This is a genomic window from Paenibacillus sp. MSJ-34, from assembly GCF_018918005.1.
GTDB lineage: Bacteria > Bacillota > Bacilli > Paenibacillales > Paenibacillaceae > MSJ-34.
On record NZ_JAHLPR010000006.1, the window covers coordinates 1 to 22162 of the forward strand.

20 protein-coding genes and 2 pseudogenes are annotated in these 22162 nt (G+C 50.2%); 15 read left to right on the top strand and 7 right to left on the bottom strand.

All coding sequences use genetic code 11. From position 1 onward, the window contains the following. Positions 1-175 precede the first annotated feature (175 nt). Together KQI79_RS04145 and tnpA are read left to right on the top strand one after the other, a co-directional pair. Positions 176-782 (top strand): annotated as a pseudogene (locus KQI79_RS04145) (class II aldolase/adducin family protein). Between the two features lie 198 nt (positions 783-980). Then, entirely contained in the window at positions 981-1445 is a 465-nt protein-coding gene (gene tnpA / locus KQI79_RS04150; protein ID WP_216536973.1) for an IS200/IS605 family transposase, read from the top strand. Between the two features lie 237 nt (positions 1446-1682). Here the strand turns inward: tnpA and KQI79_RS04155 are convergent, their stop codons facing one another. Beyond that, positions 1683-3530 (bottom strand): cache domain-containing sensor histidine kinase, encoded by a 1848-nt coding sequence (locus KQI79_RS04155; RefSeq protein WP_216536974.1) that lies wholly within the window; start codon positions 3528-3530, stop codon positions 1683-1685. Further along, positions 3527-5146, bottom strand: coding sequence for a response regulator (locus KQI79_RS04160; protein WP_216536975.1), 1620 nt, complete (start codon positions 5144-5146; stop codon positions 3527-3529). The genes KQI79_RS04155 and KQI79_RS04160 overlap by 4 nt, the downstream gene beginning before the upstream one ends. A gap of 240 nt (positions 5147-5386) precedes the next feature. Between KQI79_RS04160 and KQI79_RS04165 the strand changes: the two genes are divergently transcribed. The 5 genes from KQI79_RS04165 (at position 5387) to KQI79_RS04185 (ending at position 11911) form a co-directional block, all read left to right on the top strand. Beyond that, positions 5387-6313 (top strand): ABC transporter permease, encoded by a 927-nt coding sequence (locus KQI79_RS04165; RefSeq protein WP_216536976.1) that lies wholly within the window; start codon positions 5387-5389, stop codon positions 6311-6313. A 15-nt stretch (positions 6314-6328) separates the two neighbouring features. Then, positions 6329-7207 carry a carbohydrate ABC transporter permease gene (locus KQI79_RS04170; protein ID WP_216536977.1) on the top strand — a complete coding sequence of 293 codons (879 nt, stop codon included), beginning with the start codon at positions 6329-6331 and terminating at the stop codon, positions 7205-7207. A gap of 93 nt (positions 7208-7300) precedes the next feature. Next, positions 7301-8800, top strand: coding sequence for an extracellular solute-binding protein (locus tag KQI79_RS04175; RefSeq protein ID WP_216536978.1), 1500 nt, complete (start codon positions 7301-7303; stop codon positions 8798-8800). Positions 8801-8885: 85 nt separating this feature from the next. Beyond that, the gene (locus tag KQI79_RS04180; RefSeq protein WP_216536979.1) at positions 8886-10394 is read left to right on the top strand and encodes an alpha-N-arabinofuranosidase; all 1509 of its coding nucleotides are present in this window, start codon (positions 8886-8888) and stop codon (positions 10392-10394) included. A 32-nt stretch (positions 10395-10426) separates the two neighbouring features. Further along, positions 10427-11911 (top strand): FAD-dependent oxidoreductase, encoded by a 1485-nt coding sequence (locus KQI79_RS04185; protein WP_216536980.1) that lies wholly within the window; start codon positions 10427-10429, stop codon positions 11909-11911. A gap of 152 nt (positions 11912-12063) precedes the next feature. On the opposite strand, the gene KQI79_RS04190 is transcribed toward KQI79_RS04185, so the two are convergent. The 5 genes and pseudogenes from KQI79_RS04190 to KQI79_RS04210 all read right to left on the bottom strand — a co-directional run bounded on the left by KQI79_RS04190 (position 12064) and on the right by KQI79_RS04210 (position 15500). Further along, positions 12064-12399, bottom strand: a complete 336-nt coding sequence (locus KQI79_RS04190; protein ID WP_216537092.1) for an ArsR/SmtB family transcription factor — start codon at positions 12397-12399, stop codon at positions 12064-12066. Between the two features lie 255 nt (positions 12400-12654). Beyond that, positions 12655-14180: pseudogene (locus KQI79_RS04195) on the bottom strand (MDR family MFS transporter). Positions 14181-14196: 16 nt separating this feature from the next. After that, positions 14197-14538, bottom strand: a complete 342-nt coding sequence (locus KQI79_RS04200) for an ArsR/SmtB family transcription factor (protein ID WP_216536981.1) — start codon at positions 14536-14538, stop codon at positions 14197-14199. Positions 14539-14660: 122 nt separating this feature from the next. After that, positions 14661-15035, bottom strand: coding sequence for a hypothetical protein (locus tag KQI79_RS04205; protein WP_216536982.1), 375 nt, complete (start codon positions 15033-15035; stop codon positions 14661-14663). Between the two features lie 42 nt (positions 15036-15077). Beyond that, complete coding sequence (locus KQI79_RS04210; RefSeq protein ID WP_216536983.1) at positions 15078-15500, bottom strand: SRPBCC family protein; 423 nt, start codon at positions 15498-15500, stop codon at positions 15078-15080. Between the two features lie 239 nt (positions 15501-15739). On the opposite strand from KQI79_RS04210, the gene KQI79_RS04215 reads away from it, so the two are divergent. From KQI79_RS04215 to deoD, 8 genes are all read left to right on the top strand, one after another. After that, positions 15740-16210: a DinB family protein gene (locus KQI79_RS04215; protein ID WP_216536984.1), complete on the top strand. Its 471-nt coding sequence runs from the start codon at positions 15740-15742 to the stop codon at positions 16208-16210. A gap of 97 nt (positions 16211-16307) precedes the next feature. Then, entirely contained in the window at positions 16308-16625 is a 318-nt protein-coding gene (locus KQI79_RS04220; RefSeq protein WP_216537093.1) for a metal-sensitive transcriptional regulator, read from the top strand. A 456-nt stretch (positions 16626-17081) separates the two neighbouring features. Beyond that, positions 17082-17282: a copper chaperone CopZ gene (gene copZ, locus KQI79_RS04225; protein ID WP_216536985.1), complete on the top strand. Its 201-nt coding sequence runs from the start codon at positions 17082-17084 to the stop codon at positions 17280-17282. 44 nt (positions 17283-17326) lie between these two features. Next, positions 17327-19747: a heavy metal translocating P-type ATPase gene (locus KQI79_RS04230; protein WP_216537094.1), complete on the top strand. Its 2421-nt coding sequence runs from the start codon at positions 17327-17329 to the stop codon at positions 19745-19747. Between the two features lie 23 nt (positions 19748-19770). Continuing rightward, positions 19771-20391: an NAD(P)/FAD-dependent oxidoreductase gene (locus KQI79_RS04235; RefSeq protein ID WP_216536986.1), complete on the top strand. Its 621-nt coding sequence runs from the start codon at positions 19771-19773 to the stop codon at positions 20389-20391. A gap of 29 nt (positions 20392-20420) precedes the next feature. After that, a complete protein-coding gene (locus KQI79_RS04240) occupies positions 20421-20621 on the top strand; it encodes a heavy-metal-associated domain-containing protein (protein WP_216536987.1) in 201 nt (66 codons plus the stop codon). Between the two features lie 128 nt (positions 20622-20749). Next, the gene (locus KQI79_RS04245; RefSeq protein ID WP_216536988.1) at positions 20750-20992 is read left to right on the top strand and encodes a glutaredoxin family protein; all 243 of its coding nucleotides are present in this window, start codon (positions 20750-20752) and stop codon (positions 20990-20992) included. Between the two features lie 148 nt (positions 20993-21140). Beyond that, complete coding sequence (deoD, locus tag KQI79_RS04250; protein ID WP_216536989.1) at positions 21141-21848, top strand: purine-nucleoside phosphorylase; 708 nt, start codon at positions 21141-21143, stop codon at positions 21846-21848. The last annotated feature ends 314 nt before the right edge of the window (positions 21849-22162 follow it).

Here is a 22162-nt window from a genome sequence, read left to right on the forward strand (position 1 = left end):
GAACAGGCTTACGCTTTATGGAGGCATCCTTTTCCTTTACTGTGATACGGACATTATATTCGTCAAACCCTGGACAGGCAATACCATCAGCTTTCGGGCATTATGCTTCAGCGGAAACATCATGCCAAACGTAGAAGCGGTCAAAAGAGAGTTGCAGCACACTGGGAAATATATGATGCAATATGATTTAGCCTGGGGGAATGCGGGCAATATATCCGCCAGAACGAAAGGGGATCGCTATGTCGTTACGGCCAGCGGTACTTTCCTCGGGGAATTGGACGAAGCGGATCTCATCGAGTGCGATCTGTCGGGAAGCATTTACGGAGGCGCGGGACGCAAGCCGTCGAAGGAAACCCCGATGCACCGGGCCATACGAGAGCCGTCCGGAGATTGGAGCGGTGCTTCACGCCTCTCCTTTCTATACGACCCTGATTGCCTGCTCGGATATAAAACTTCCGTCCAATCTGTTCGTGGAAACGATGTATTATTTGGAGAAGGTGGAGCGCGTTCCTTACTGCCATCCGGGCAGCAGCGACCTGGGCGAAACCGTGCGCGAAAAGGCCAAGCTCGCGAATGTGCTGCTGCTGGAGAATCATGGCGTTGTTGTGTATGACACTACCATCTGGGAAGCCCGAATGTCATTGCAGACGCTGGAAATGGCGAGCCGTATGCTGATTACGTCCATGGCCGCCAAGATTGACCTTCAGGGACTCAGCCAAACCGTCGAGCGCGATTTTCTTGAAAATGCCGGCTACAAGCCAAGACGGAACTGGGATGTATAAGAAATAGAATGTTACAGACACGAGAATGCTTTCGTTCCTTGGGACGGAAGCATTCTTATTCATTGTAAATTGAAAACCATACACTATGCGTATGGTTCGGGAAAGCTTTAGCGGTGTAACAAAAAAAGTTCCTCCATGTAGCGTGTTAGAATAAATTTGGTTCGCCAACCGAATTTATGAACACAAGGAGGAACTCAGATGCCATCTGATGTGAATAGTTTAGCACACACGAAGTGGAATTGTAAGTATCATATTGTATTTGCCCCAAAATATAGACGACAAGTGATCTATGGAAAACTAAAGAGAGATATTGGAGTTATCCTAAGGCAGCTGTGCGAAAGGAAAGGTGTTGAAATCATTGAGGCGGAAGCGTGTAAGGATCACATTCACATGTTGGTCAGTATCCCACCGAAAATAAGTGTGTCCTCATTTGTGGGGTATTTGAAAGGGAAAAGTAGCCTGATGATATTTGATCGGCATGGGAATCGAAAATTTTGGTGTAAAGGATTCTACGTAGATACCGTCGGAAGAAACAAGAAAGTGATAGAAGAATATATACGAAACCAACTACAGGAGGATGTGATCGCAGAACAACTAACGATGGAGGAATATATCGATCCATTTACAGGTGAAGAAACAAAGAAAAGCAGAAAGAAGAAGTGAACGAGTCCCCCTTTAGGGGTGACCGTGGAAGTAGTGCGGTTGGCGAACTATTCAGAGCCCTTTTAAGGGTTGGCCAGTAACAAAGGCTTTCAGCCGCAGAACAAACCACCCGTTCACACGGGTGGTTTTGATTTGGTACATGCCGGCAATATGCCGGACTCGGTGCCACCCGTACCGTCACATGTACGGAGCGTCGGCCGGGCGGGAGCTTTCCTTGGTCCCGGTTCTTATCGATCGTTATGAAGGCGCGTCCCGGCGCGTTTGGCGCAGCCGAATTTCGACCGTGGTGCCCGCCCCTTCGGCCGATTGGATGCGCAGCCCGTACAATTCGCCCGAGAACAAACGAATTCTCTCATGTACATTGCGAAGGCCGTAGCCCCTCGTCGGCGAGTCATGAACGGAAGCTTTAATAAGCAGTTGCTTCACTCGTTCGGAGTCCATGCCGACACCGTTATCCGTCACGATGATCGACAGCTCTTTCTGGGAACTTGTCTCCGATTGCATGAGGGACGTTTTAATCGTTATGCGGCCGCTTTCCGTTTTTTGGGACCGGAGTCCATGCAGTAAAGCGTTCTCCACGATCGGCTGAAGAGACAGCTTCGGGATAAGCAAATCGTGCGTCTCCAGCGCATCCTCGATGTGCACGTCGAAAGAGCCTTGAAACCGCACATTCTGAATATCCAGGTACGCTTTGGCGAGCAGAAGCTCTTCTTTTACGGTGACAATATCTTGGCCCTTATTCAGCGTCAGTCGGAAATACTTGGACAAGGAATCGATCATGAAGCTGATATCGTCGGCATTTCGCCGAATGGCCATCCAGTTGATTGCTTCGAGCGTATTGTACAGAAAATGGGGATTAATTTGCGCCTGCAGCGCCTTCAGCATCGCTTCCCGTTCATGAAGCTTCGCTTGAAAGGATTCCTCCGTCAACGTTTTGACCGTTTGGATCATGCGGCCGATCCCCTGCTCAAGCTGCCCCATATCGCCCGAGCTTTGCGATAAATTTTCGTCGACGGTTTCGAGGCCCTCCAATTTCATCGCTTTAATCAGCTGGCGGATGCGCAAGTTCATCCGATCGGCGAAGGAAGCGAATAGCAACAGCATAACAAGAATGAACAGCACGAAGGTGACGATGATGAAAATCGCCATCGAAATCCGGTTAAACGCGATATTCTTCCCGGCCAATTCCTTCGCGTCGACAACGGCGGCAAGTTTCCAATCCGTCATAGGGACGGTCCGGTAAATGAGCCAATTTTTGCGGGCAGGTTCCGGCCCTTCCGTATTGACGTAACCGTCCTCCTCCAGCTCTCCGGCATCGATGCGCAAATGCTCGAATAGGTTTGCCGCGCCTCCAGCCCCGCCCGAACGCGCAATGACGGTGCCGTCGGCGGCTGTTAAATAGATGCCTTCCTTATTTCCCAAATCGATGCCGCTCAAAACCTCTTCCAATTTGTTGATGTTCATATCGACGGCAAGCACGCTAATGACCCGGTCGTAATGGCTCGGATCTCTCAACACTCTGGCGGCTGTAATAATAACGGGCTCTTCCGGATCGTTCGGCTTCAGGCGATAGGCTCCGGTCCAATAGATGGCGCCGTTATGGCCGACGATTTGCTCGTACCACGGCGAGTTCTCGATTTCAGGCAGGGGGAAGTAGCGGACTCTTTCCCGGGAGAACATCAGGCTGGAATCGACAAAGAGACGAATTTGAAGAATGACGGACGAACTCTGGAAGCTATCCATCAATTTTTCGAGTTCTTTATAGTCCCTATACTGTTCATACGGTATTTTAGGCACGCTTTTGACCGTCGTATATTCATAGAGCAGCGGCGTTCCCGAAAGCGCGTTCGATACATTGACCGCTTCGCTTAACCGGTTCGTAATATTGAGCTCGGCCTGTTTCAGCGTCTGCAGAATGGTGCGGTTCACCTCGATCTGCTGCAGCTCGGAAGACTTCGAATAGTAAAAGTACATGAGCAAACAGCTCGGAATAAGCACGATCGCAATATACAGCACAATCGTCTTGCTCCGGATCGACAGCCGCCTCCAATGCAGTCGAATACGGCTCGCGCGGCGGCCGCTCATAGCGCATGCTCCCTGTATTCCTTCGGCGTATACCCGGTATGCTTCTTGAATTGCTTCGTGAAATAGCTTGGATCCGTGTAACCGACGGAATAGCAAATATCATACATTTTATGCCGGGGATCGCGCAACATCGTTTTGGCGTTTTCCATACGAACATGGGTTAAATACTCATTGATCGTGAAGCCGGTCTCTTGCTTGAAAATAAGGCACAGATACGTCGATGTTAAATAAATTTCGTCCGCGATTTGCTGAATGGTGAGATTTTCGCCGAAACGGTTGTGAATGATTGCCTTCGTCTGCTCAATCACGTTGCTTGAACGGTCGTTCCGCTTGTTGCGGACCGCTTCGCATATTCTTCTTACATGCTCCGCCAGCAGTTCCTTCATGTCGGCCGCAAGCTCAAGCGAGGCCATTTGTTCCCAGAAGCGGGATTCCTCCTTGTCGGTCTCGTCCGAAGAGAGGCCGAGCTCCATCCGAATATTTGAACTGTTCAGAAATAGCTGCAGAAACAGATTTTGGCATTGGCGCCGGCTCATGCAAGGATGCTGCGACAGCTTTTGATAGATCAGCTCAAGCAATGAGAGTGTCTTCTCTTCGTCCCCGGCGCGAAGAGAAGCGACGAAGGCGGAGGATTCCCGCTGAGTCAGCTTGAACAGAGATTCTTCGCCGGTTTGCAGGCTGTCCATCCAAATGATGCTGCTGCTTCCGAGGAACAGCTTCTGATTTACGGCATTGACCGCCATCGCATAGGATACCGGGAGTTGTCCGAGACCGGTTACGGATCGGCCTATGCCAATCGTGACGCTTAGCTTCAGCAAATTCGACAGCGTTTGCTGCAGGCGTTGCGCGAGCGAATGAAGCGCTCCTTCGTCCTCATCCATATCCATCCTGACGATGCAGACAAATTCCCCTTGGCGATGCTCGAAGGCATAGCCGCCGCGAAAGGCGTCGATCAATTCCTGGCTGATGTTCAACAGCGCGAACGATATGAGTTGCTTGTCCCGTTCGGACAGCGCTCCCAGCCGATTGGAATATTGGTCTACGCTAATGATGCAGGCGCAGTACAAGCCGGTCTGCGGAAGTCCGATATCCAGGAAATCGAGCTGGCGCTGCAAATCGACGGCAGATTTGGCACCGTCCTGAATCAGGGCGCTGAAGAACTTCTCCTTCAGCAGCGGCAGGCTTTGGCTAAGCCGGGCGTTCATTCCGGCCATCAGTTCATTGCGCCGATCGGCCTCCTGAAGCCGCGATACCGTCTTGCGCATGACGTTGGCCAGTTCCGCGAACTGAATCGGCTTTAATATGTAATCGACCGCATCCATTTGCAATGCGGATTTCATATACTCGATATCGTCGTGGCCGCTAATGAAGATGATCGGCACGTTGCTGTGATTCTCTCTAATGCGTCCGGCCAGGGCGATGCCGTCCATAACGGGCATCAAGACATCCGTCAATATGATCGAAGGCTGACGCTCGACGAACAACCGATAAGCGCTGTCGCCATCCTCCGCTGTGCCGATGACGGTAATGCCGCAGGACGCCCAATCGAAATAATCGTTTAACCCGGTGCGTGTAGACGGTTCGTCATCCGCAATCAATAACGTATACATTTGCATTTGCAATTGCTCCTCTCTAAGCCTGTGACGAGCGTCGACAAGGTTTTTGGCGTCTTATTCAAGACTATAGAAAACTACCATAAATCAAAAACCTGTCATCTAGAGACGATCCGCTCATTCAGGCTACAATCTATGTAGTCGAAAGTTGTAGCGTAAAAAGCGGAAGAAAGGAGTTCACACTCACACTATAACGGGAAACTTCATATTTGAAAAGAGTCAGCTAAGAAGGGGGGATACTCCATGAAAGGCAGCAAAGGCCGCGGTTATTTTCGCAACAATCTGGATTTTTGGCTCATGTCATTGCCGGGGCTGCTGTATTTGATCGTCTACAAATTTATTCCTATTTACGGTCTTACTTTAGCCTTCAAAGACTTCAACATGTTTATTGGCAACGGTGTCGTCGACTCGATATTTAAAAGTCCATGGGTAGGCTTGAAACATTTCGAGCGCATATTCGGCAATCCGGAGTTTTTGCAGATTATCGGCAATACGCTCATTATCAGCATTTACAAAATCGTGTTTTTATTTCCGCTCCCCATTATTTTGGCGCTTCTGCTTAACGAGGTAAGCCGCGAATGGTTCAAGCGGACGATACAGACGTTGGTTTACTTGCCTCATTTCCTGTCGTGGGTCGTTATTTTCGGCTTATTTTATACGTTGCTGGGTAGCTATGGCGTAGTGAATCAACTGCTGGAGACGTTCGGGATCGGTCCGATCAAATTTTTTACCGATCCGTCTTATTTCCGGGCCTTGCTCGTTTCAACCGACGGCTGGAAAGAAGCGGGATGGAGCGCGATCGTCTTTTTGGCAGCCATGACGGGCATCGATCCCCAGCTCTACGAGGCGGCCAAGGTTGACGGCGCCAATCGTCTGCAGCGCATGCTGCATATTACAATTCCCGGTATTTTGCCGGTCATTGTACTGATGCTTATTTTGCGGGTCGGCGCGATCCTTAACGCCGGTTTCGAGCAGATTTTGGCGATGTACAATCCGTCGGTCTATAAAGTGGCCGATATTATTCAAACATACGTGTACAGGGTAAGCCTGGGCCAGATGGATTTCAGTTTGGGTACGGCGCTCGGCCTGTTCGAGTCGCTCGTCGCGTTCGTGCTCGTCTTGTCCTGCAACGCCCTTTGCAGAAAAACGCTAGGCAGAAGCTTGTGGTAACAGGGAGGAGATAAGATGAAAAAATTCTACAGACTGTCGGGCGCCGCTTTATTCGATTCGGCCAACATCGTGTTGCTAAGTTTGCTCGGGCTGCTGTCCGTCATTCCCTTCCTTCATGTTTTGGCGAAATCGATCAGCGACAATGCGTTTGTAGACGCCGGTAAAATCGGATTTTGGCCGAAAGGGTTCGATTTATCCTCCTACTCGTACGTTCTGTTCGAATCGAGTTTTTTCCGGTCGTTCGGCGTTACGGTGTTCGTTACCGTCTTTGGTACGCTGGCGGGCCTCCTTATTACGGTATTGGCCGCCTATCCGTTGTCGAAGCCGCAATTTAAAGGCGGGAAATATATTCTTCTATTATATATCTTCAGCATGTTATTTTACGGAGGCATCGTTCCGAGCTATATGCTCATGAAAGAGCTGCATTTGATCGATACCGTATGGGCGATGATTATTCCGTTGCTCGTCGTGCCGTTCAATCTGCTCGTTGTCAAAACCTTCTTCGAGCAGGTGCCCGAAGGTTTGGAAGAAGCGGCGAAAATGGAAGGGGCTTCGAATTGGAGAGTGCTGTTCTCGATCATTTTGCCGATTTCCACCCCGGTGCTGGCCACCATCGGTTTGTTTTATGCGGTAGGCTATTGGAACAATTACTTTCATCCGCTTCTATTTATAAGCAAACCGGAGTTGAAGCCGCTCCAGCTTTATTTAATGGAGATGATTACAAGCACGAGTGAAAATATCGGCAGAATGAGCGTGGAAGCGGCGATGCAAATTTCAACGGAAGGGGTGCGTTCCGCAACCATCATCGTGTCGATCGTTCCGGTGCTGATCGTATATCCTTTCCTGCAGAAATATTTCGTGAAAGGCTTGACGATCGGCTCGGTCAAAGGCTAAACCGATCCAGCCGGTTTAACGGCCGCCTGTCGGCGCATGCGGACAGACGGCTTGAAACATAGAATTGCCACTACACTTCATGGAGGTAATGAGATGACGAAGAAACGGATTCTTTGGGGGCTTGTGCTGGCCATGCTAATGCTTGCCGCGACGGCATGCGGCAGCGGGAAAACGGCCGAGGAGAGCCGGACGGAAGACAATAATGCGGCAGGCGGGGGAACAAAGCCAACCTTGAAAATTTTAGGGAACTTTGCGCCGAACCTGGATCCGAATAAGGATCTAATGGTACAGGAAATCGAGAAGACGACGGGTTATAAAGTCGAGTTCGCCATGCTTCCGCAGGACAAGCCGGACGAGAAGCTGAACCTGGAAATCGCATCGGGCGCGAATTACGATATCGTCATGCTGACGGCGCCGCAGTTTTATAAACTGGCAGCGCAAGGGGCTTTGCGGCCAATCGACGATCTGATCGAACAGTACGGACAAAACTTGAAAAAAGTGATTAAAGAGGAAACATGGGAACTGTCGCGCGTGAACGGGCAGCTGTACGGTATTCCGCAAAAAAATGAGCGGCCAAATATCGAAGATACGATCGTCTACCGGCAAGACATTCTCGAAGAGCTGAAGCTGCCGGTTCCGACTACGGCGGAGGAGTTCTACGCCACGCTGCAGGCGGTCAAGAAAGCGAAGCCGGAGCTGATTCCGCTGACGGGAAGAGGAGCCGGCGATATACGCACATTGCTGAGCGGGTTCGGAATTTTTACCGATTGGACCGAGCAGGACGGCAAGCTGATCTATCGTTTCGAAATGCCTGAATTTAAAGAGTATTTGGCGTATATGAGCAAATTGTACCAGGAGAACTTGCTTGATCAGGATTGGGGTGTGAACAAAGTCGCTTCGATGCAGGAGAAGTTTATGGCCGGCAAAGCCTTTGCCATGCAGTCGTCATGGTTTGACTCCTCCAAAGTCGGGCCGACGACGTTGCAGAACGTGCCCGGAGCGAAGCTCGGTTATTTGGATCCGCTGAAGGATAACAACGGCAACGCCGGCATTCAGGCGAATTTGCGCATTCAGTATATTCATGCCATTCCCAAAAGCGCAAAACACGCGGAAGATGCGATTCAATACATTGACGCCAAGCTTGAACCGGACAATTTTACCTATTTGACGCTAGGCGAAGAGAATGTGACGTTCACGCAAGAAGACGATAAATACACGCCGATTATGCCGATTTTCTCCGAGAAGAGAGGGACTGCCTATTGGTTCTTAAACGGCATTGACGAATATCGCTATCCCGACATGTGGCTGGCGCGCCTCCGTCGCGATCCGACGCAATTCGAAGTGTTCGAGCGGTTGAACAAGGAGTACGACAAATATGCGAGAATGAATCCGGTATCGCTTGCTCCGCCGATTGAAGCGGTGACGAAATACGAACAAACGCTGCGTAAAATGGAAGAAGATTATTTCGTGAAAGTGATTATGGGTACCGGAAACTTGAACGATCACGAAGGGTTTCTTCAGGAATGGGGAGCGGCCGGCGGACAAGAAATCAATCAAGGGGTTAACGAATGGTATCAAAAGGCCGGACAATAGCAGGGTCTAATGAATAAAGAAAGGGGATCACGGAAACCGGCGGGTGCCGGCGGAGATCCCCTCGATTATTGGAGGGGAACAACTTATGGTAACGACTGTCGAGGTTAAGGCGCTTCGCAAGCTGGGAGAGATCAGCCCCAATATTTACGGTCAATATTTTGAACATTTGGAGGATTGCATTTACCCGTCCATTCTGGACGAGAATTCGCCTTTGTCCGACCATAACGGGTTCCGCAAGGACGTTCTCCAGGCCGCGAAGGAGCTGGGTGCGCCGATTGTCCGTTGGCCGGGCGGCTGCTTTGCCGATTTATATCATTGGGAGGATGGAATCGGCCCGCGCGAGAAACGTCCGCTGCGCCGCAACTGGCATTGGGGCGGCCATGAGCCGAATCGATTCGGGACAGACGAATTTCTGGAGTGGTGCCGATTGGCCGGGACAGAGCCTTATATCAACTTTAATATGGGGACGGGCACGCTTGACGAGGCGCTACGATGGATGGACTACTGCAACGGCCAGGAACCGACGGCCGATGTATTGAGCAGAAGGCGGAACGGCCGGCAAGAGCCATACAATGTAAAATATTGGGGCATCGGCAATGAGACGTGGGGATTCTGGGAAGCGGGGCAAATGGATGCGGATGCCTATGCGAGGAAGCTGGCGAATTGGTGCGAATTCGTACGGAAGGAGCAGGCGGATGCGCGGATTTTGGCCGTCGGTTCCAATGACGCCTCAGATCCCGATTGGGATCGTACGGTACTGGAACATGCGGGGAAATATATCGATTATTTGACGCTTCATACGTACGCTTGTTCCGTAGATCGTGTCAGCGGCGGCGAATATTACGCAGTGGCGTTTACAGCCGATTATATGGAAAGCCGCATGCGCAAAATGCTGAAGGCGATCGACTTGATGGCCGATCGCCCGCAACAGCGGCCGATTCGGATTTCCGTGGACGAATGGAATATACGCCATTGCGTTTGGAACGAGGAGAGGAACGGATACGATTTGATTCGGAAGAGCCCGCGCAATACACAGGATGCGGTGTTTGCGGCAGGGGTGCTGAATGCGATGATTCGCCTCAGCCCGCGGATCGGCATGGCCAACTATGTATTTATTGTGAACGGCAACGGGGTAATGAACGTGAATGCGGACACCGTTGTAAAGACTCCGCTTTATTATTTATTCCAGCAATACGCGCGCTGGATGCGCGGAGAGGCGCTTGAAGTCACGGTGGACAGCCCGCGTACCAAAGCGCCGAAACCGCAAATCCAGTTTCCGCATGTTCAAGTGCCGGACGAAGAAGAGGGACGCGACGTGAGCTTCGTGGACGCGGCCGCCGCCATGACGGAGGAGGGCATTGCCGTTTCGCTCGTCAACCGTCATCAGACGGAAGAGATGAAGGTGCGGCTCGTATTGCCGGAAGGCAGCCGAATCGCCGAAGCGTGGACGCTGCATCACGAAGATTTGTATGCGGTGAACGACTTTGATTCGCCGAACCGGATCGTGCCGGTAACGGAACGTTTGGAAGAAGGAACGCTGGAATGGACTTGTCCGGCCCATTCCGTTGTATTGCTGTCTTGCAAACGCGGTTGATTCAGTACAACTTACGAGAGGAGATCGAGAGAATGAACTTCATTATAGAAAAGGAAAGAAGCGTGCCGGTCATTGCCGAGCCGGACGTATTGGTTGTTGGGGGAGGTCCCGCCGGCATCGGAGCGGCCGTGGCTGCCGCCCGCAGCGGAGCCAGCACGCTGCTGATCGAGCGCTACGGCTTCCTGGGCGGCAATTTGACGATTGCGATGGTCAATCCGATGTTCACCTTCCATGATGTGAACGGCAAGCAAGTCATTCGCGGCATCGCCGGCGAGGTTGTCGACCGGCTGATCGACATTACCGCTTCTCCGGGCCATGTGACGGATCTTACGTTCGACAACGCGTCGATGACGCCGTTCGATCCCGAAGGCATGAAATTGCTGCTGTTCGATATGGTAGAGGAGGCCGGCGTCAAGCTGATGCTGCATACGATCGTAGCGGATGCTGTGAAGGAAGACGGGAACGTGAAGGCGGTCGTCGTCGAGAGCAAGTCGGGACGCCAAGCGATCGTGCCGAAGATCGTCATCGATTGTTCGGCGGACGCGGATATTGTTGCCCGAATTGGAGCGCCGTTCGTTAAAGGGCGCGAGTCGGACGGAGCAATGCAGCCGGTAACGCTGTTCTACCGGATCGGAGGCATTGACTTCCCGACACTGCGCCAATGGATGAAAGATAACCGCGATCTGCTTAAAGATTCGCCTACCGACGAGGAGATCGACGGAAGCGAAGCGCTTGCTTTCCTCGGCATGAAGGATCTGATCAAGAAGGCGATGGACGATGGCGAATGGCCGGCGGACGCGGCGCCGCGCATATTAATGTATCAATTGCCGCGGGAAGGGCAGATCGCCGTGAACTGCACTAGGCTGCAAGGAATAGACGGCACGAGTGTGGTAGATTTGACGCGTGCCGAACGGATCACCCGGCGACAAGCTTGGCAAATCCATCAATTTATGCAGAAACGCATCGGGGGCTTCGAACGGTCCTATGTGCTCGATACCGGCGTTCAAGTCGGCGTGAGGGAAACCCGGCATATCGTGGGCGATTACACGATGACGGAGGACGATGTCCTCGCCAGCCGCGCCTTCCCGGACGGGATCGCCTGCGGAACGTTCGCGATCGACATTCATCCGCCGGAAGGAGAACAGCAAGTATTCACCGGCTCGGGCAAGGCGGTATATGAAATTCCTTACCGCAGCCTGCTTCCGCAAGGTGTTGACAACTTGCTCGTAGCCGGGCGCTGCATCTCGGCAACGCATGCCGCTTTCGGCTCCGTGCGCGTCATGGCTACCGCGATGGGCATTGGACAAGGCGCCGGCACGGCAGCTGCGATTGCGGCGCAGAGAGGCATCGCCACTCGTCGAGTAGACGTATCGGAAGTGCGCAAATCGCTGCTCGCGCAAGGGCAATATTTGCTTGGCACGGATGCCGAGGAAATGATCGACGATAAGCTGAAGCTGACCAAGTGCGGAGGCTCGGGATCGACGGCCAGCCATCATAACCCATTCGCGTCGCAATAAAGAAACTAATCTACTCCGTGAAGCAGCCGGCTGCACGGAGTAGTTCATTTTTGTTCATTTTCAGGGTAAGCCACAGCCCGAAGGAGTCCTGAGCCATACTTAAGACGATTCAGCCAATTGCAACAACTTTTCGCGTCACCGTTTATGCAACACTACTGATCTGATTCGTCGTCGTTTTCAACGAAATTTGCAAGGGCGTTCATCTTATTGTCCCAAAAACGTTCATAATAAGAGAGCCATTGTTTCAACTCATGAAGAGGCTCCAGTTGCAATTTGTATCGGGTTTCACGGCCGACTTTTCTCACTTTGACAAGTCCTGCTTCCGCCAATATGTGTAAATGTTTGGAGACGGCCGTTCGGCTCATCGGGAAATGTCTGCTGATGGCCGTGACCGGCATCTCTTGATCGATCAGCAATTGAAGCAGGCGGCGGCGGGTCGGATCGGCGATAGCTTGAAAAACGTCATGTTTCGGAGACGCAGCTGCCATATTAACCCTCAACATATTTGCCGAGCGACTGTCCGTGCCTTGCCCAGCCTTGACCCATATTGTTGCGAACCGGAGAATGAGGCGCCCAAGCATTGAAAATAAATGTACGCCGGATATCCGGCAGTAAACTTTGGGTTTTATTTTCCATCCTTGCTGCATCCTCCTTTAGAATAGCAGTGCATCATGAATCCAATTGGTTTCACAATGGATTGTAAAACTCCTGTCGGTTTATGTCAAGGATGACGGAACAACCCTTTAATTGTAGGAATGGGTATGATTCTCTTCCTTTGCGGCATCCAACTTCTCTTTGCCCATCATCAAGATGAACACTAAGGTCAATGCCGCAGGAATCAACGCCCATAGAAACGTTTGAGAAATGGAACTTGACAGAGCGATCGTGACTTTTTCCAACGCAGGCTCTGGTATGGCAGCACGGGTGACCGGTGATAGTATGGTGTGCGGATCTTTAAAGCTAAGATCAGTCGAGATTTGGCCTTGCCCGGAAAAATCCTCTGCAAGTTTGTGAGAAAACACGTTTCTTTGAATCACTCCAAACACGGTAATGCCGACGGTCATTCCGAGCGAACGAAGAAAAGAGTTGGTCGAAGTTGCAGAGCCGCGTTGATGACTTTCGAAATGATGGATAGCAGCCATACCGAGCACGGAAAACGAAGCTCCCGTTCCAAGACCGACAATCGTCATGTACAAAAAGATTTGCCACTGGGACGTATCTTGCGACAACGTACTAAGCATGAGCATCCCAGCAATAAAGATAACTGCTGAAATGATCATGACAGTGCGATAACTGAGCTTGGTCGAAAGTTGGCCGCCAAGCGCTGCTGTCACGGAAGTCCCGAGCATCATTGGCAATAGCAGCAAGCCCGAGTTGATGGCGGAACCTCCCGTGACGCCTTGAATAAAGATTGGAATATACAACGTTGCCACCATAAAAGTGGCACCGTAGAACATTCCTGCGAGGTTGCTGGCAGTAAACAGCCGCCTTTTAAACATTTCGAAAGAAATGATCGGGTCGACAGCCTTTGCTTCTGCTATAATGAAAACGAATAGTAATACAGCGAATGAAGCAATTAAAGCGATGATGACACCGGAGTTCCAGTCGTACTGTTGACCTCCAAGCTCCAGCGCGAACATGAGACTAACAATGGCACCTACTAATGTGATGGCTCCAAGCCAATCGATGTTCTGCTTCTTATGTTGGGACGATTCCCGATAAAATAGAACAATCAAAAGTAAAACGGCAATTCCCAGCGGTATATTGATATAGAATGCCCAGCGCCAACCGAAATTCTCTGTTATGTAGGCTCCAAGAAGCGGCCCGAGAATACTGGAGAGGCCAAAAACGATCCCGAACACTCCGCTCACTTTCCCGCGCTGGTGGGCCGGAAACACATCCCAGACGATCGTGAAGGCAATCGGCATGATGGCGCTGGCCCCAACTCCCTGAATAGCCCGGTACAAGCTTAATTGAACTATACTCTGCGCAGTTCCGCATAAAATGGAGCCGACGATGAACAAGGCAATTCCAAGTATGAAAAAGCGTTTTCGGCCATACATATCGGATAATTTTCCGAAAACAGGCATACCTGCCATCTCCATAGCCAAATAAGCGGAGGAGACCCAAACAAATTTATCGACCCCCCTAATTCTGACACGATTGTCCCCATTGCAGTAGCTACAATCGTATTATCCAACGATGCGATAAATACGCCGAGGAGCAATGCGATCATAACAGGTAATAGTTTCGTTCCGTTATTCGACATACCTGAACTCACTTCCTTACTTTTCGTTATGCGAATCTTGTTTTAATGTTTCAATACAACGCAACAGATTCGCCATATTGCGATTCCAAAATTGCTCGTAAAAGGAGAGCCACCGTCTCAGTTCGAGGAGTGGCTCCGGCTGTAGATAGTAAAAGGTATGACGCCCCTTTTTCTGCGCTTTGACAAGACCTGCATCCAATAAAATATGAAGATGCTTAGTGACGGCCGTGCGACTTATCGGAAAGTGACCGCATATTTCATTTACAGCTTTCTCCGTATCGAATAGCAGTTCCAATATCTTGCGACGGGTAGGATCGGAGATGGCTTGAAATACATCCTGCTTTGGCGAACTAATCATTAGGCATCGTCAGGCAAAAGCCAATGACCCAAAATAGCATTTGAATTCCCCCTTTCACCCAAAAATGGAACTATTTTGTTTCATTTTTGGGTGAAAGAAGCTGCAATAACTTAGACAGCAAGCTATTTCTTAAATTTGTCCTGATGGCGAAACCTTAATGCGGACCAAGTTTCGTCAATCGAAATATTACTTACCAGACGATACTCGGTTGTGCTTTCGATCATTTTCCATACAATATCCCGGTTGATATCGCTCTTCATTTTTGAAGTCTGTTTGGGATAGCTAATCCAAAATAGCGCTTCTTCGTTTAGTGTTGGAATGATTTTTGGCAGCCATTCATTTACTTCTTGTGCATTCAAAGCAAACAGTTGAACAAAATCGAATTTTCCCTGCAGCTCTTGCTCGGTTTCAATGCCGTGTGCATATCCGCCCGGAGCGTTGATTACGATCGCTCTACCTTGTTTATAACGAAGTTTTTTAAGTACTGCGCTATCCATTTTACTCTCCTTCATCAGAATGCCTTGAGAATTATCAGCCGTTTATGCCTTAATTAACGTCTTCAGTTGCTCAACGTTTTTGACCCAGCCCTCATCCATAATTCCACGGAACATGGAACTCGGCTGAGACCAACCGGAATGCACGAGGGTGAACTGCGTTTTTCCGTCCTTTTCGTTTAATACAAAAGATACATGGTGATTCATATTCATGGCGGACCAACTAAACGAGATGCGGTTTGGAGGATCGAGTTCGGTCAGTTTGCATTGAATGACGCCATCCCAATCCCCCATAGGTTGGGAGCGGAAATTGAACGTATGTCCCAGTGTAAGTTGAAGGTCGTTGAGCATAAGCCATTGGGCCAAAATTTCCGATGTAGTGACAGCCTGCCATACCGTTAGAATGGAAGCGTCTAACTCGAACGTGTGCCGGATGTCCGGCAAAAGATCTGAAGTGTTACTTTGCATATTCATTACCTCCATTTGTAATTTGCGAAACCATATGGTTTCGTGTCAAGCTTTTAATTTGTTATGAAATAGAGTTCGTTGACTCGAAACGGGAATGGGATCAAGTTCTTGACATCGGCCAATATTCCAATGGTTGCTTGTCGACGTCCAGGAATCCGGAACAAAGCCATTACAAAATTATCCTTTACTCAGTCGCATATTATGAGATAATCATGATAAATAAGGGCGGGAGGGATACGATGAAACATTACCTTTTCAATCAGCTTCGTTTTGTTCGGAACAATACGATGCGGCAAGCAGCGGAAATCGGAGACGAGCAATCGGCGATCGTACCGGTAGGCTTCAATAATAATATTAAGTGGAATCTAGGGCATATTTATGTCGCGCAAGAAAAGTTCGCTTTTATTCTCACCGGGGAGACATCGAATATGCCGGACCATTATCCTGGGTTGTTCGGTCCTGGGACGAAACCGGGCGATTGGGACGACGGCGTCCCGCCGATGCGCGAGTTAATGCAATTGCTCGAGAGTCAGACGGACAGAATAGAGCAAGCATTGGAAATGCGCCTGAAGGATCAAATCGAGCAGCCGTACACAACTTCCACAGGGCTTACCTTATCGACGGTAGAAGAATTGTTGAGTTTTTGCCTGTATCATGAGGGGATGCACTTCGATGCGATCAAAACAATGAAGCGACTCATCCGAATTTAATCGGTCCAATTGATATAGGGGTGAGGGGTATGTTATAATACGATTTAAGAAGGAGGCGATAAGGATGAGCGTGAATACGGAATTAACGGATCAAACCATGGATTTGGAAGCGGATTGCTGCTCGCACGGAGAGACGGAGCGCAAGAGCCATCATTCCGACAAAGTGAAAAGCAGCCTAATCAATCGCTTGAACCGGATCGAAGGCCAAATTCGCGGCATTAAAGGCTTAATTGAAAAAGACACCTATTGCGACGATGTATTGAATCAAATCGCCTCCGTTCAATCGGCCCTCAACGGCGTCGGTAAGCTTTTGCTGGAGCATCATATGAAAAGCTGCGTCATTGAACGGATTCAGGAAGGCGATGATGAAGTATTGACCGAACTGATGACAACGATCAATAAGTTAATGAGATAAAAGGAATTCCTGTCTGAAGCAGCGATTATGCTGCTTCAATGCTTTTTAAGGAACATTATTGCCTACAAGCGGGATTCATGTTGTACGATTTACAACATTTCATCTTCTCACCGTGCTATAAAAGGTGCCATGTTGTACTTTCTACAACATTATGGTGCCGATCGTCGTCAGTTTGGCCTTGATATTGCGTTTTTGTTGTAGATTGTGCAACATAACGTCCCAATCAAGCCCTTACCCTCTTTCCATGTTGTATTCCATACAACTTGCGGGGAGCCAATCAACCTGAAGCAGCATGAATGGCTGCTTTTCTTTTTCCTCATAATATAGGGTGCGGAGGTATTGTAAAAAAAACACTTGACTCAATATAGGGTAGGGGGGTATACTAAGAAACAAGAACGACAGAAATGGCAACAATACAAAAAAAGAAACGAGATTCTACTTAAGGAGATGATTGTAATGAAAAACATGACATTGCAAGTGGAAGGCATGAGCTGCCAGCATTGCGTCAATTCGATCGAAGGAGCGCTTGCGGAAATCGGAGCGACCGGAAAAGTGCATTTGGACAACAACACGGTGGACGTAACGTATGACGAAAGCCGGATTACATTGGAACGTATTAAGGAAACGATTGAAGAGCAAGGATACGACGTTTTGTAATATAGACGAACGCGGAAGGAGTGGACATCGTGGCATCGACAGCAATGAAGGGAGACAGCCAGACGACTTTGCAAATTACCGGCATGACATGTGCGGCATGCGCGAACCGGATTGAGAAAGGATTAAATAAGCTGGAAGGCGTTTCTTCCGCCAATGTCAACTTCGCTTTGGAAAAAGCAAGCGTCACATTCGATCCCGAAAAAGTGAACGTCGGGCGGCTGGAAGAAACGATCAAAAAAATGGGCTACGATACGGCCAAGGAAGTCGTCGATTTCCAATTGGAAGGAATGACTTGCGCCGCATGCGCGAACCGAATCGAGAAAGGGCTGGCGAAACTGCCCGGGGTCACGAATGCTTCCGTAAACTTTGCGATGGAAACGGCGCGGGTCGAGTATACGCCCGGCGATATCTCGATATCCGATATGCAGAACAAGGTAAAACAGCTCGGTTATAAAGCGGTAACGAAGCAGGAGGATGCGAACGCGAGCGACCACAAGGAACGCGAAGTGCGTCGCCAAAAACAGAAATTGATCATTTCGGCCATCCTTTCGTTCCCTCTTTTATGGACGATGGTCGGACATTTTTCGTTTACTTCATGGATTTACACGCCGGAACTTTTTATGAACCCGTGGTTTCAACTGATTCTGGCAACCCCGGTACAATTTTATATCGGCAAGCCGTTTTACGTGGGCGCGTTTAAAGCATTGCGCAACGGCAGCGCCAATATGGACGTACTGGTCTCGCTCGGAACATCGGCGGCGTATTTCTACAGCTTGTATTTAACGATCGACTGGTTCCTTGCCGGTGACGGTGTGCATCATGCACCGGCTTTGTATTACGAGACAAGCGCAGTGCTTATTACATTAGTCATTCTGGGAAAAATGTTCGAGGCGCTGGCGAAAGGCCGGACGTCGGAAGCGATCAAATCGTTGATGGGACTGCAAGCGAAGAACGCTCTAGTGATTCGCGACGGTCAAGAATTAACGGTTCCGGTGGAAGAAGTGATCGTGGGAGATATCGTTCTTATCCGCCCGGGCGATAAAGTGCCGGTGGATGGGGAAGTGCTGGAAGGCGTTTCGTCGGTGGACGAATCGATGCTGACCGGCGAGAGTCTCCCTGTAGAGAAGAAAGCCGGCGATACGGTAATCGGCGCAACGATGAACAAAAACGGCATGCTCCGCATTCGCGCGACGAAAGTCGGCAAAGATACGGCGTTGGCGCAAATTATTAAAGTCGTGGAAGAAGCGCAAGGCTCCAAGGCGCCGATTCAACGGGTGGCGGACGTCATCTCCGGCATTTTTGTCCCGATTGTCGTCGGTATCGCGATTGTCGCTTTCCTGGTTTGGTATTTCTTCGTAACGCCGAGCGATTTTGCCGGGGCGTTGGAAAAAGCGATCGCGATCCTCGTCATTGCGTGCCCTTGCGCACTCGGTCTGGCAACGCCGACTTCGATTATGGCCGGATCGGGACGCGCGGCCGAACTGGGCATTTTGTTCAAAGGCGGAGAGCATTTGGAGCAAACCCATAAAATCGATACGATCATTCTGGACAAAACAGGCACAGTAACGAAAGGGAAGCCGGAACTGACGGACATTATGGCGGAAGGCGACGAGACAGAGTTTCTCACGCTGGTCGGCGCGGCGGAGAAAAATTCGGAGCATCCTCTCGCAGAAGCGATCGTAGCGGGCATACTAGAACGGAATATCGCGCTGCCGGGAACGGAATCGTTCGAAGCGATCCCCGGCTATGGCATTCGAGCTGTCGCAGCAGGAAAGGAATTGCTGGTCGGTACCCGCCGATTGATGGAAAAATATGAAGTCAATGCGAGCCATGCCTATGAAACGATGGCCCGCCTGGAGGAAGCGGGGAAAACAGCCATGCTGGTCGCCATCGATAATCGGTATGCCGGTATTGTGGCGGTAGCGGATACGATTAAAGAAACGTCGAAAGCCGCGGTCGGCCGCTTGAAAGAAATGGGCATCGAAGTCATCATGATTACGGGCGACAACGAACGGACGGCGAAGGCGATCGCCGCGCAGGTCGGCATCGATCATGTGCGCGCCGAAGTGCTTCCGGAAGGAAAAGCGGAAGAAGTGAAGAAGCTGCAATCCCAAGGCAAGAAAGTCGCCATGGTCGGGGACGGCATTAACGATGCGCCGGCTCTCGCGACGGCGGATATCGGGATGGCGATCGGCACCGGCACGGACGTCGCCATGGAAGCGGCGGATGTAACGCTCATGCGCGGCGATCTGTCGAGCATTCCGGATGCCATCTTTATGAGCCGCAAGACGATGAGAAACATTAAGCAGAACTTGTTCTGGGCGCTCGGTTACAACTCGCTCGGAATTCCGGTCGCCGCGATCGGCTTATTGGCACCGTGGGTGGCAGGCGCGGCGATGGCGCTAAGTTCGGTTTCCGTTGTCCTGAATGCGCTTCGTTTGCAACGGGTTAAAATTCGCCAATAACACCGAAGTAAGGGAGAATGGGCATGGGAGAGACGACGAAAATCGCGGTAGCCCCTCCGATTCAAGTCGGAGGGAGCCTATTTACACCGGAACAGCTCGCCAAGATCGGTATTGTCGCGGGCCCGGACGCCAGAATCGAAATGACGCCGTTCCGGCAGCTTTATGTCGAAGTGCCTCTCGATCGGCGCGATGCCGTTAAGGAGGAGCTTGAGCGATTCGGTCTCGAGGTGTACCCGGCAGGTTTCGTGACCAAAAGCCTCATCGCATGCAATTTTTGCAAAGGGGCGGAAGCGGCCGGTTTGGAAACGGCGCGAATGCTAAACCAAGCTGTGGCGGGCATCGAAACGCCGGCCCCGCTTAAGATCGGTTACGCGGGTTGCGCGCTCGGAACAAGCGAGCCTTTGCTGAAAGATATCGGCATCGTCAAAATGAAGGATACATTCGACATTTACGTCGGAGGAGAACCGAAGGGCATTAAGGCCGGATTGGCCCAATTGCTTATGGCCGGATTGACGGAAGAGCGGCTCGTTCCGGCCGTCAAGGCAATCATTGAATACTATAAAGCTAATGCCAAAGGGAAAGAGAAATTCAGCAAATTCGTCAATCGGGTGTCGATTGAGCAGTTGCGGCAAATCGCGGGATAACGCGGCTGGACGGAAGGGGGTGAAGAAGCATGATAGAAACATCCGTGAAAGTAGAAGGAATGTCGTGCAGCTCCTGCATTCGCAAAATTGAAGGCGCGCTTGAAGCGGTTGGCGCCGAAGCCCATGTGAATATGGCGGAAGGCACCGTACGCGTCAAGTACGACGAATCGAAGCTGCAGCTCGCCGACATCAAAGAAGTAATCCGCAATAAAGGATATAATGCGGTATAAAAGCCATTATACTTTCTCAAAGATACCGGCCGCTTTGGCCGGTATCGGATTTTTAACTGCAAAAAACTCCATAATAAACAGAAATGAAGGAGATTACATGAGTTATCGCATAAAGGAGTGTGCGTACAATGAATGAACCGGTCACAATATATTCGATCCCGACCTGCAGCGATTGCAACCATGCCAAACGTTATTTTCAAGAACATAACATTGCGTATACCGATTTTAATTGCGAAGAAGATGCGGCTTATGCCGAAGAAGTCCGGAACTTGACGGGAAAACAAATCGTTCCGACGATCGTAATTGGCGACAAGGTGTTCGTCGGGTTTGCGGAAAATCTAGTAGAGATCAGCGAACTGTTGATCAAATAATGTATGATAAGTACCGGTCGTCGCGGTCGATTTTTTTCGACCACAATAGAATTGATAAGTTTCTCACGCGCCGGTTGCATTTGGAGTTGTAAAACTATATTTTAAAGGTAATGAAATAAAACCAAAACATGAAACGGAGGAAGTTACGATGAGTACGCATATCGGCGCCAAACCGGGCGATATCGCAGAAACAATCCTGTTGCCTGGAGATCCGTTAAGGGCGAAGTATATCGCAGAAACGTATTTACAGGACGCGACCTGCTACAATGAAGTTCGGGGTATGTTAGGCTATACGGGTACATATCAGGATAAGCGCGTATCCGTGCAAGGTTCGGGCATGGGTATTCCTTCCATCTCCATCTATGCGAATGAACTCATTAACGAGTACGGCGTGAAAAACTTGATTCGCGTAGGAACATGCGGCGCCATGCAGCAGCATGTGCGCGTCCGCGACGTCATTCTGGCTCAGGCTTCCTGTACGGATTCGAGCATGAACCGCCATGTTTTCGGGGGATACGATTATTCGCCGATCGCCAGCTTTCCATTGTTGAAAGCCGCGTACGAACGGGGCGTCGCCAAAGGATTGAACCTTCATGTCGGGAATATTTTCAGCTCGGATATGTTCTACCGCGACGATAAATCCGTTGTGCAGAAGCTGATGGATTACGGCGTGCTGGGCGTGGAAATGGAAACAACCGCGCTGTACACTCTCGCGGCCAAATACGGGGTGAATGCGCTGACGATTTTGACTGTAAGCGATCATCTGCTGACCGGAGAAGAAACGTCGGCGGAAGAGCGGCAAACGACTTTCAACGAAATGATGGAAGTGGCTTTGGATACGGCGGCCACTCTGTAAACCGTTGGTTTCACGCCGGCGAGCACGGGCTCGCCGGCTTTGCTATTTCCGATCGAAGCTGCAGGGGATGTTCGTTAGTTGGCCGATTTAGACTGCCGCCGTAGATATCCCTTTTTCTTCACACTGTCTGTCGCTTCTCCTCCTCTGTGGGGTATTTCGGGAAAATAAGCTTAATAAAGTGGGTTGAACAAATGGAAATGGAAGTTGAAACGTAATTTCACGATACCATCTTAATTTATTTATAAGGAAACAAAAAACTTAGAAATACTTTACAATTTATCGAATATGAACTATAGTTGTAAAAAACCCGATTT

Excerpts from the sequence above, each read along its gene's own strand:
- tnpA (WP_216536973.1), top strand. The coding sequence starts at position 981 with ATGCCATCTGATGTGAATAGTTTAGCACACACGAAGTGGAATTGTAAG.
- KQI79_RS04155 (WP_216536974.1), bottom strand. The coding sequence starts at position 3,530 with ATGAGCGGCCGCCGCGCGAGCCGTATTCGACTGCATTGGAGGCGGCTG.
- KQI79_RS04160 (WP_216536975.1), bottom strand. The coding sequence starts at position 5,146 with ATGCAAATGTATACGTTATTGATTGCGGATGACGAACCGTCTACACGC.
- KQI79_RS04165 (WP_216536976.1), top strand. The coding sequence starts at position 5,387 with ATGAAAGGCAGCAAAGGCCGCGGTTATTTTCGCAACAATCTGGATTTT.
- KQI79_RS04170 (WP_216536977.1), top strand. The coding sequence starts at position 6,329 with ATGAAAAAATTCTACAGACTGTCGGGCGCCGCTTTATTCGATTCGGCC.
- KQI79_RS04175 (WP_216536978.1), top strand. The coding sequence starts at position 7,301 with ATGACGAAGAAACGGATTCTTTGGGGGCTTGTGCTGGCCATGCTAATG.
- KQI79_RS04180 (WP_216536979.1), top strand. The coding sequence starts at position 8,886 with ATGGTAACGACTGTCGAGGTTAAGGCGCTTCGCAAGCTGGGAGAGATC.
- KQI79_RS04185 (WP_216536980.1), top strand. The coding sequence starts at position 10,427 with ATGAACTTCATTATAGAAAAGGAAAGAAGCGTGCCGGTCATTGCCGAG.
- KQI79_RS04190 (WP_216537092.1), bottom strand. The coding sequence starts at position 12,399 with ATGGCAGCTGCGTCTCCGAAACATGACGTTTTTCAAGCTATCGCCGAT.
- KQI79_RS04200 (WP_216536981.1), bottom strand. The coding sequence starts at position 14,538 with ATGATTAGTTCGCCAAAGCAGGATGTATTTCAAGCCATCTCCGATCCT.
- KQI79_RS04205 (WP_216536982.1), bottom strand. The coding sequence starts at position 15,035 with ATGGATAGCGCAGTACTTAAAAAACTTCGTTATAAACAAGGTAGAGCG.
- KQI79_RS04210 (WP_216536983.1), bottom strand. The coding sequence starts at position 15,500 with ATGCAAAGTAACACTTCAGATCTTTTGCCGGACATCCGGCACACGTTC.
- KQI79_RS04215 (WP_216536984.1), top strand. The coding sequence starts at position 15,740 with ATGAAACATTACCTTTTCAATCAGCTTCGTTTTGTTCGGAACAATACG.
- KQI79_RS04220 (WP_216537093.1), top strand. The coding sequence starts at position 16,308 with ATGGATTTGGAAGCGGATTGCTGCTCGCACGGAGAGACGGAGCGCAAG.
- copZ (WP_216536985.1), top strand. The coding sequence starts at position 17,082 with ATGAAAAACATGACATTGCAAGTGGAAGGCATGAGCTGCCAGCATTGC.
- KQI79_RS04230 (WP_216537094.1), top strand. The coding sequence starts at position 17,327 with ATGAAGGGAGACAGCCAGACGACTTTGCAAATTACCGGCATGACATGT.
- KQI79_RS04235 (WP_216536986.1), top strand. The coding sequence starts at position 19,771 with ATGGGAGAGACGACGAAAATCGCGGTAGCCCCTCCGATTCAAGTCGGA.
- KQI79_RS04240 (WP_216536987.1), top strand. The coding sequence starts at position 20,421 with ATGATAGAAACATCCGTGAAAGTAGAAGGAATGTCGTGCAGCTCCTGC.
- KQI79_RS04245 (WP_216536988.1), top strand. The coding sequence starts at position 20,750 with ATGAATGAACCGGTCACAATATATTCGATCCCGACCTGCAGCGATTGC.
- deoD (WP_216536989.1), top strand. The coding sequence starts at position 21,141 with ATGAGTACGCATATCGGCGCCAAACCGGGCGATATCGCAGAAACAATC.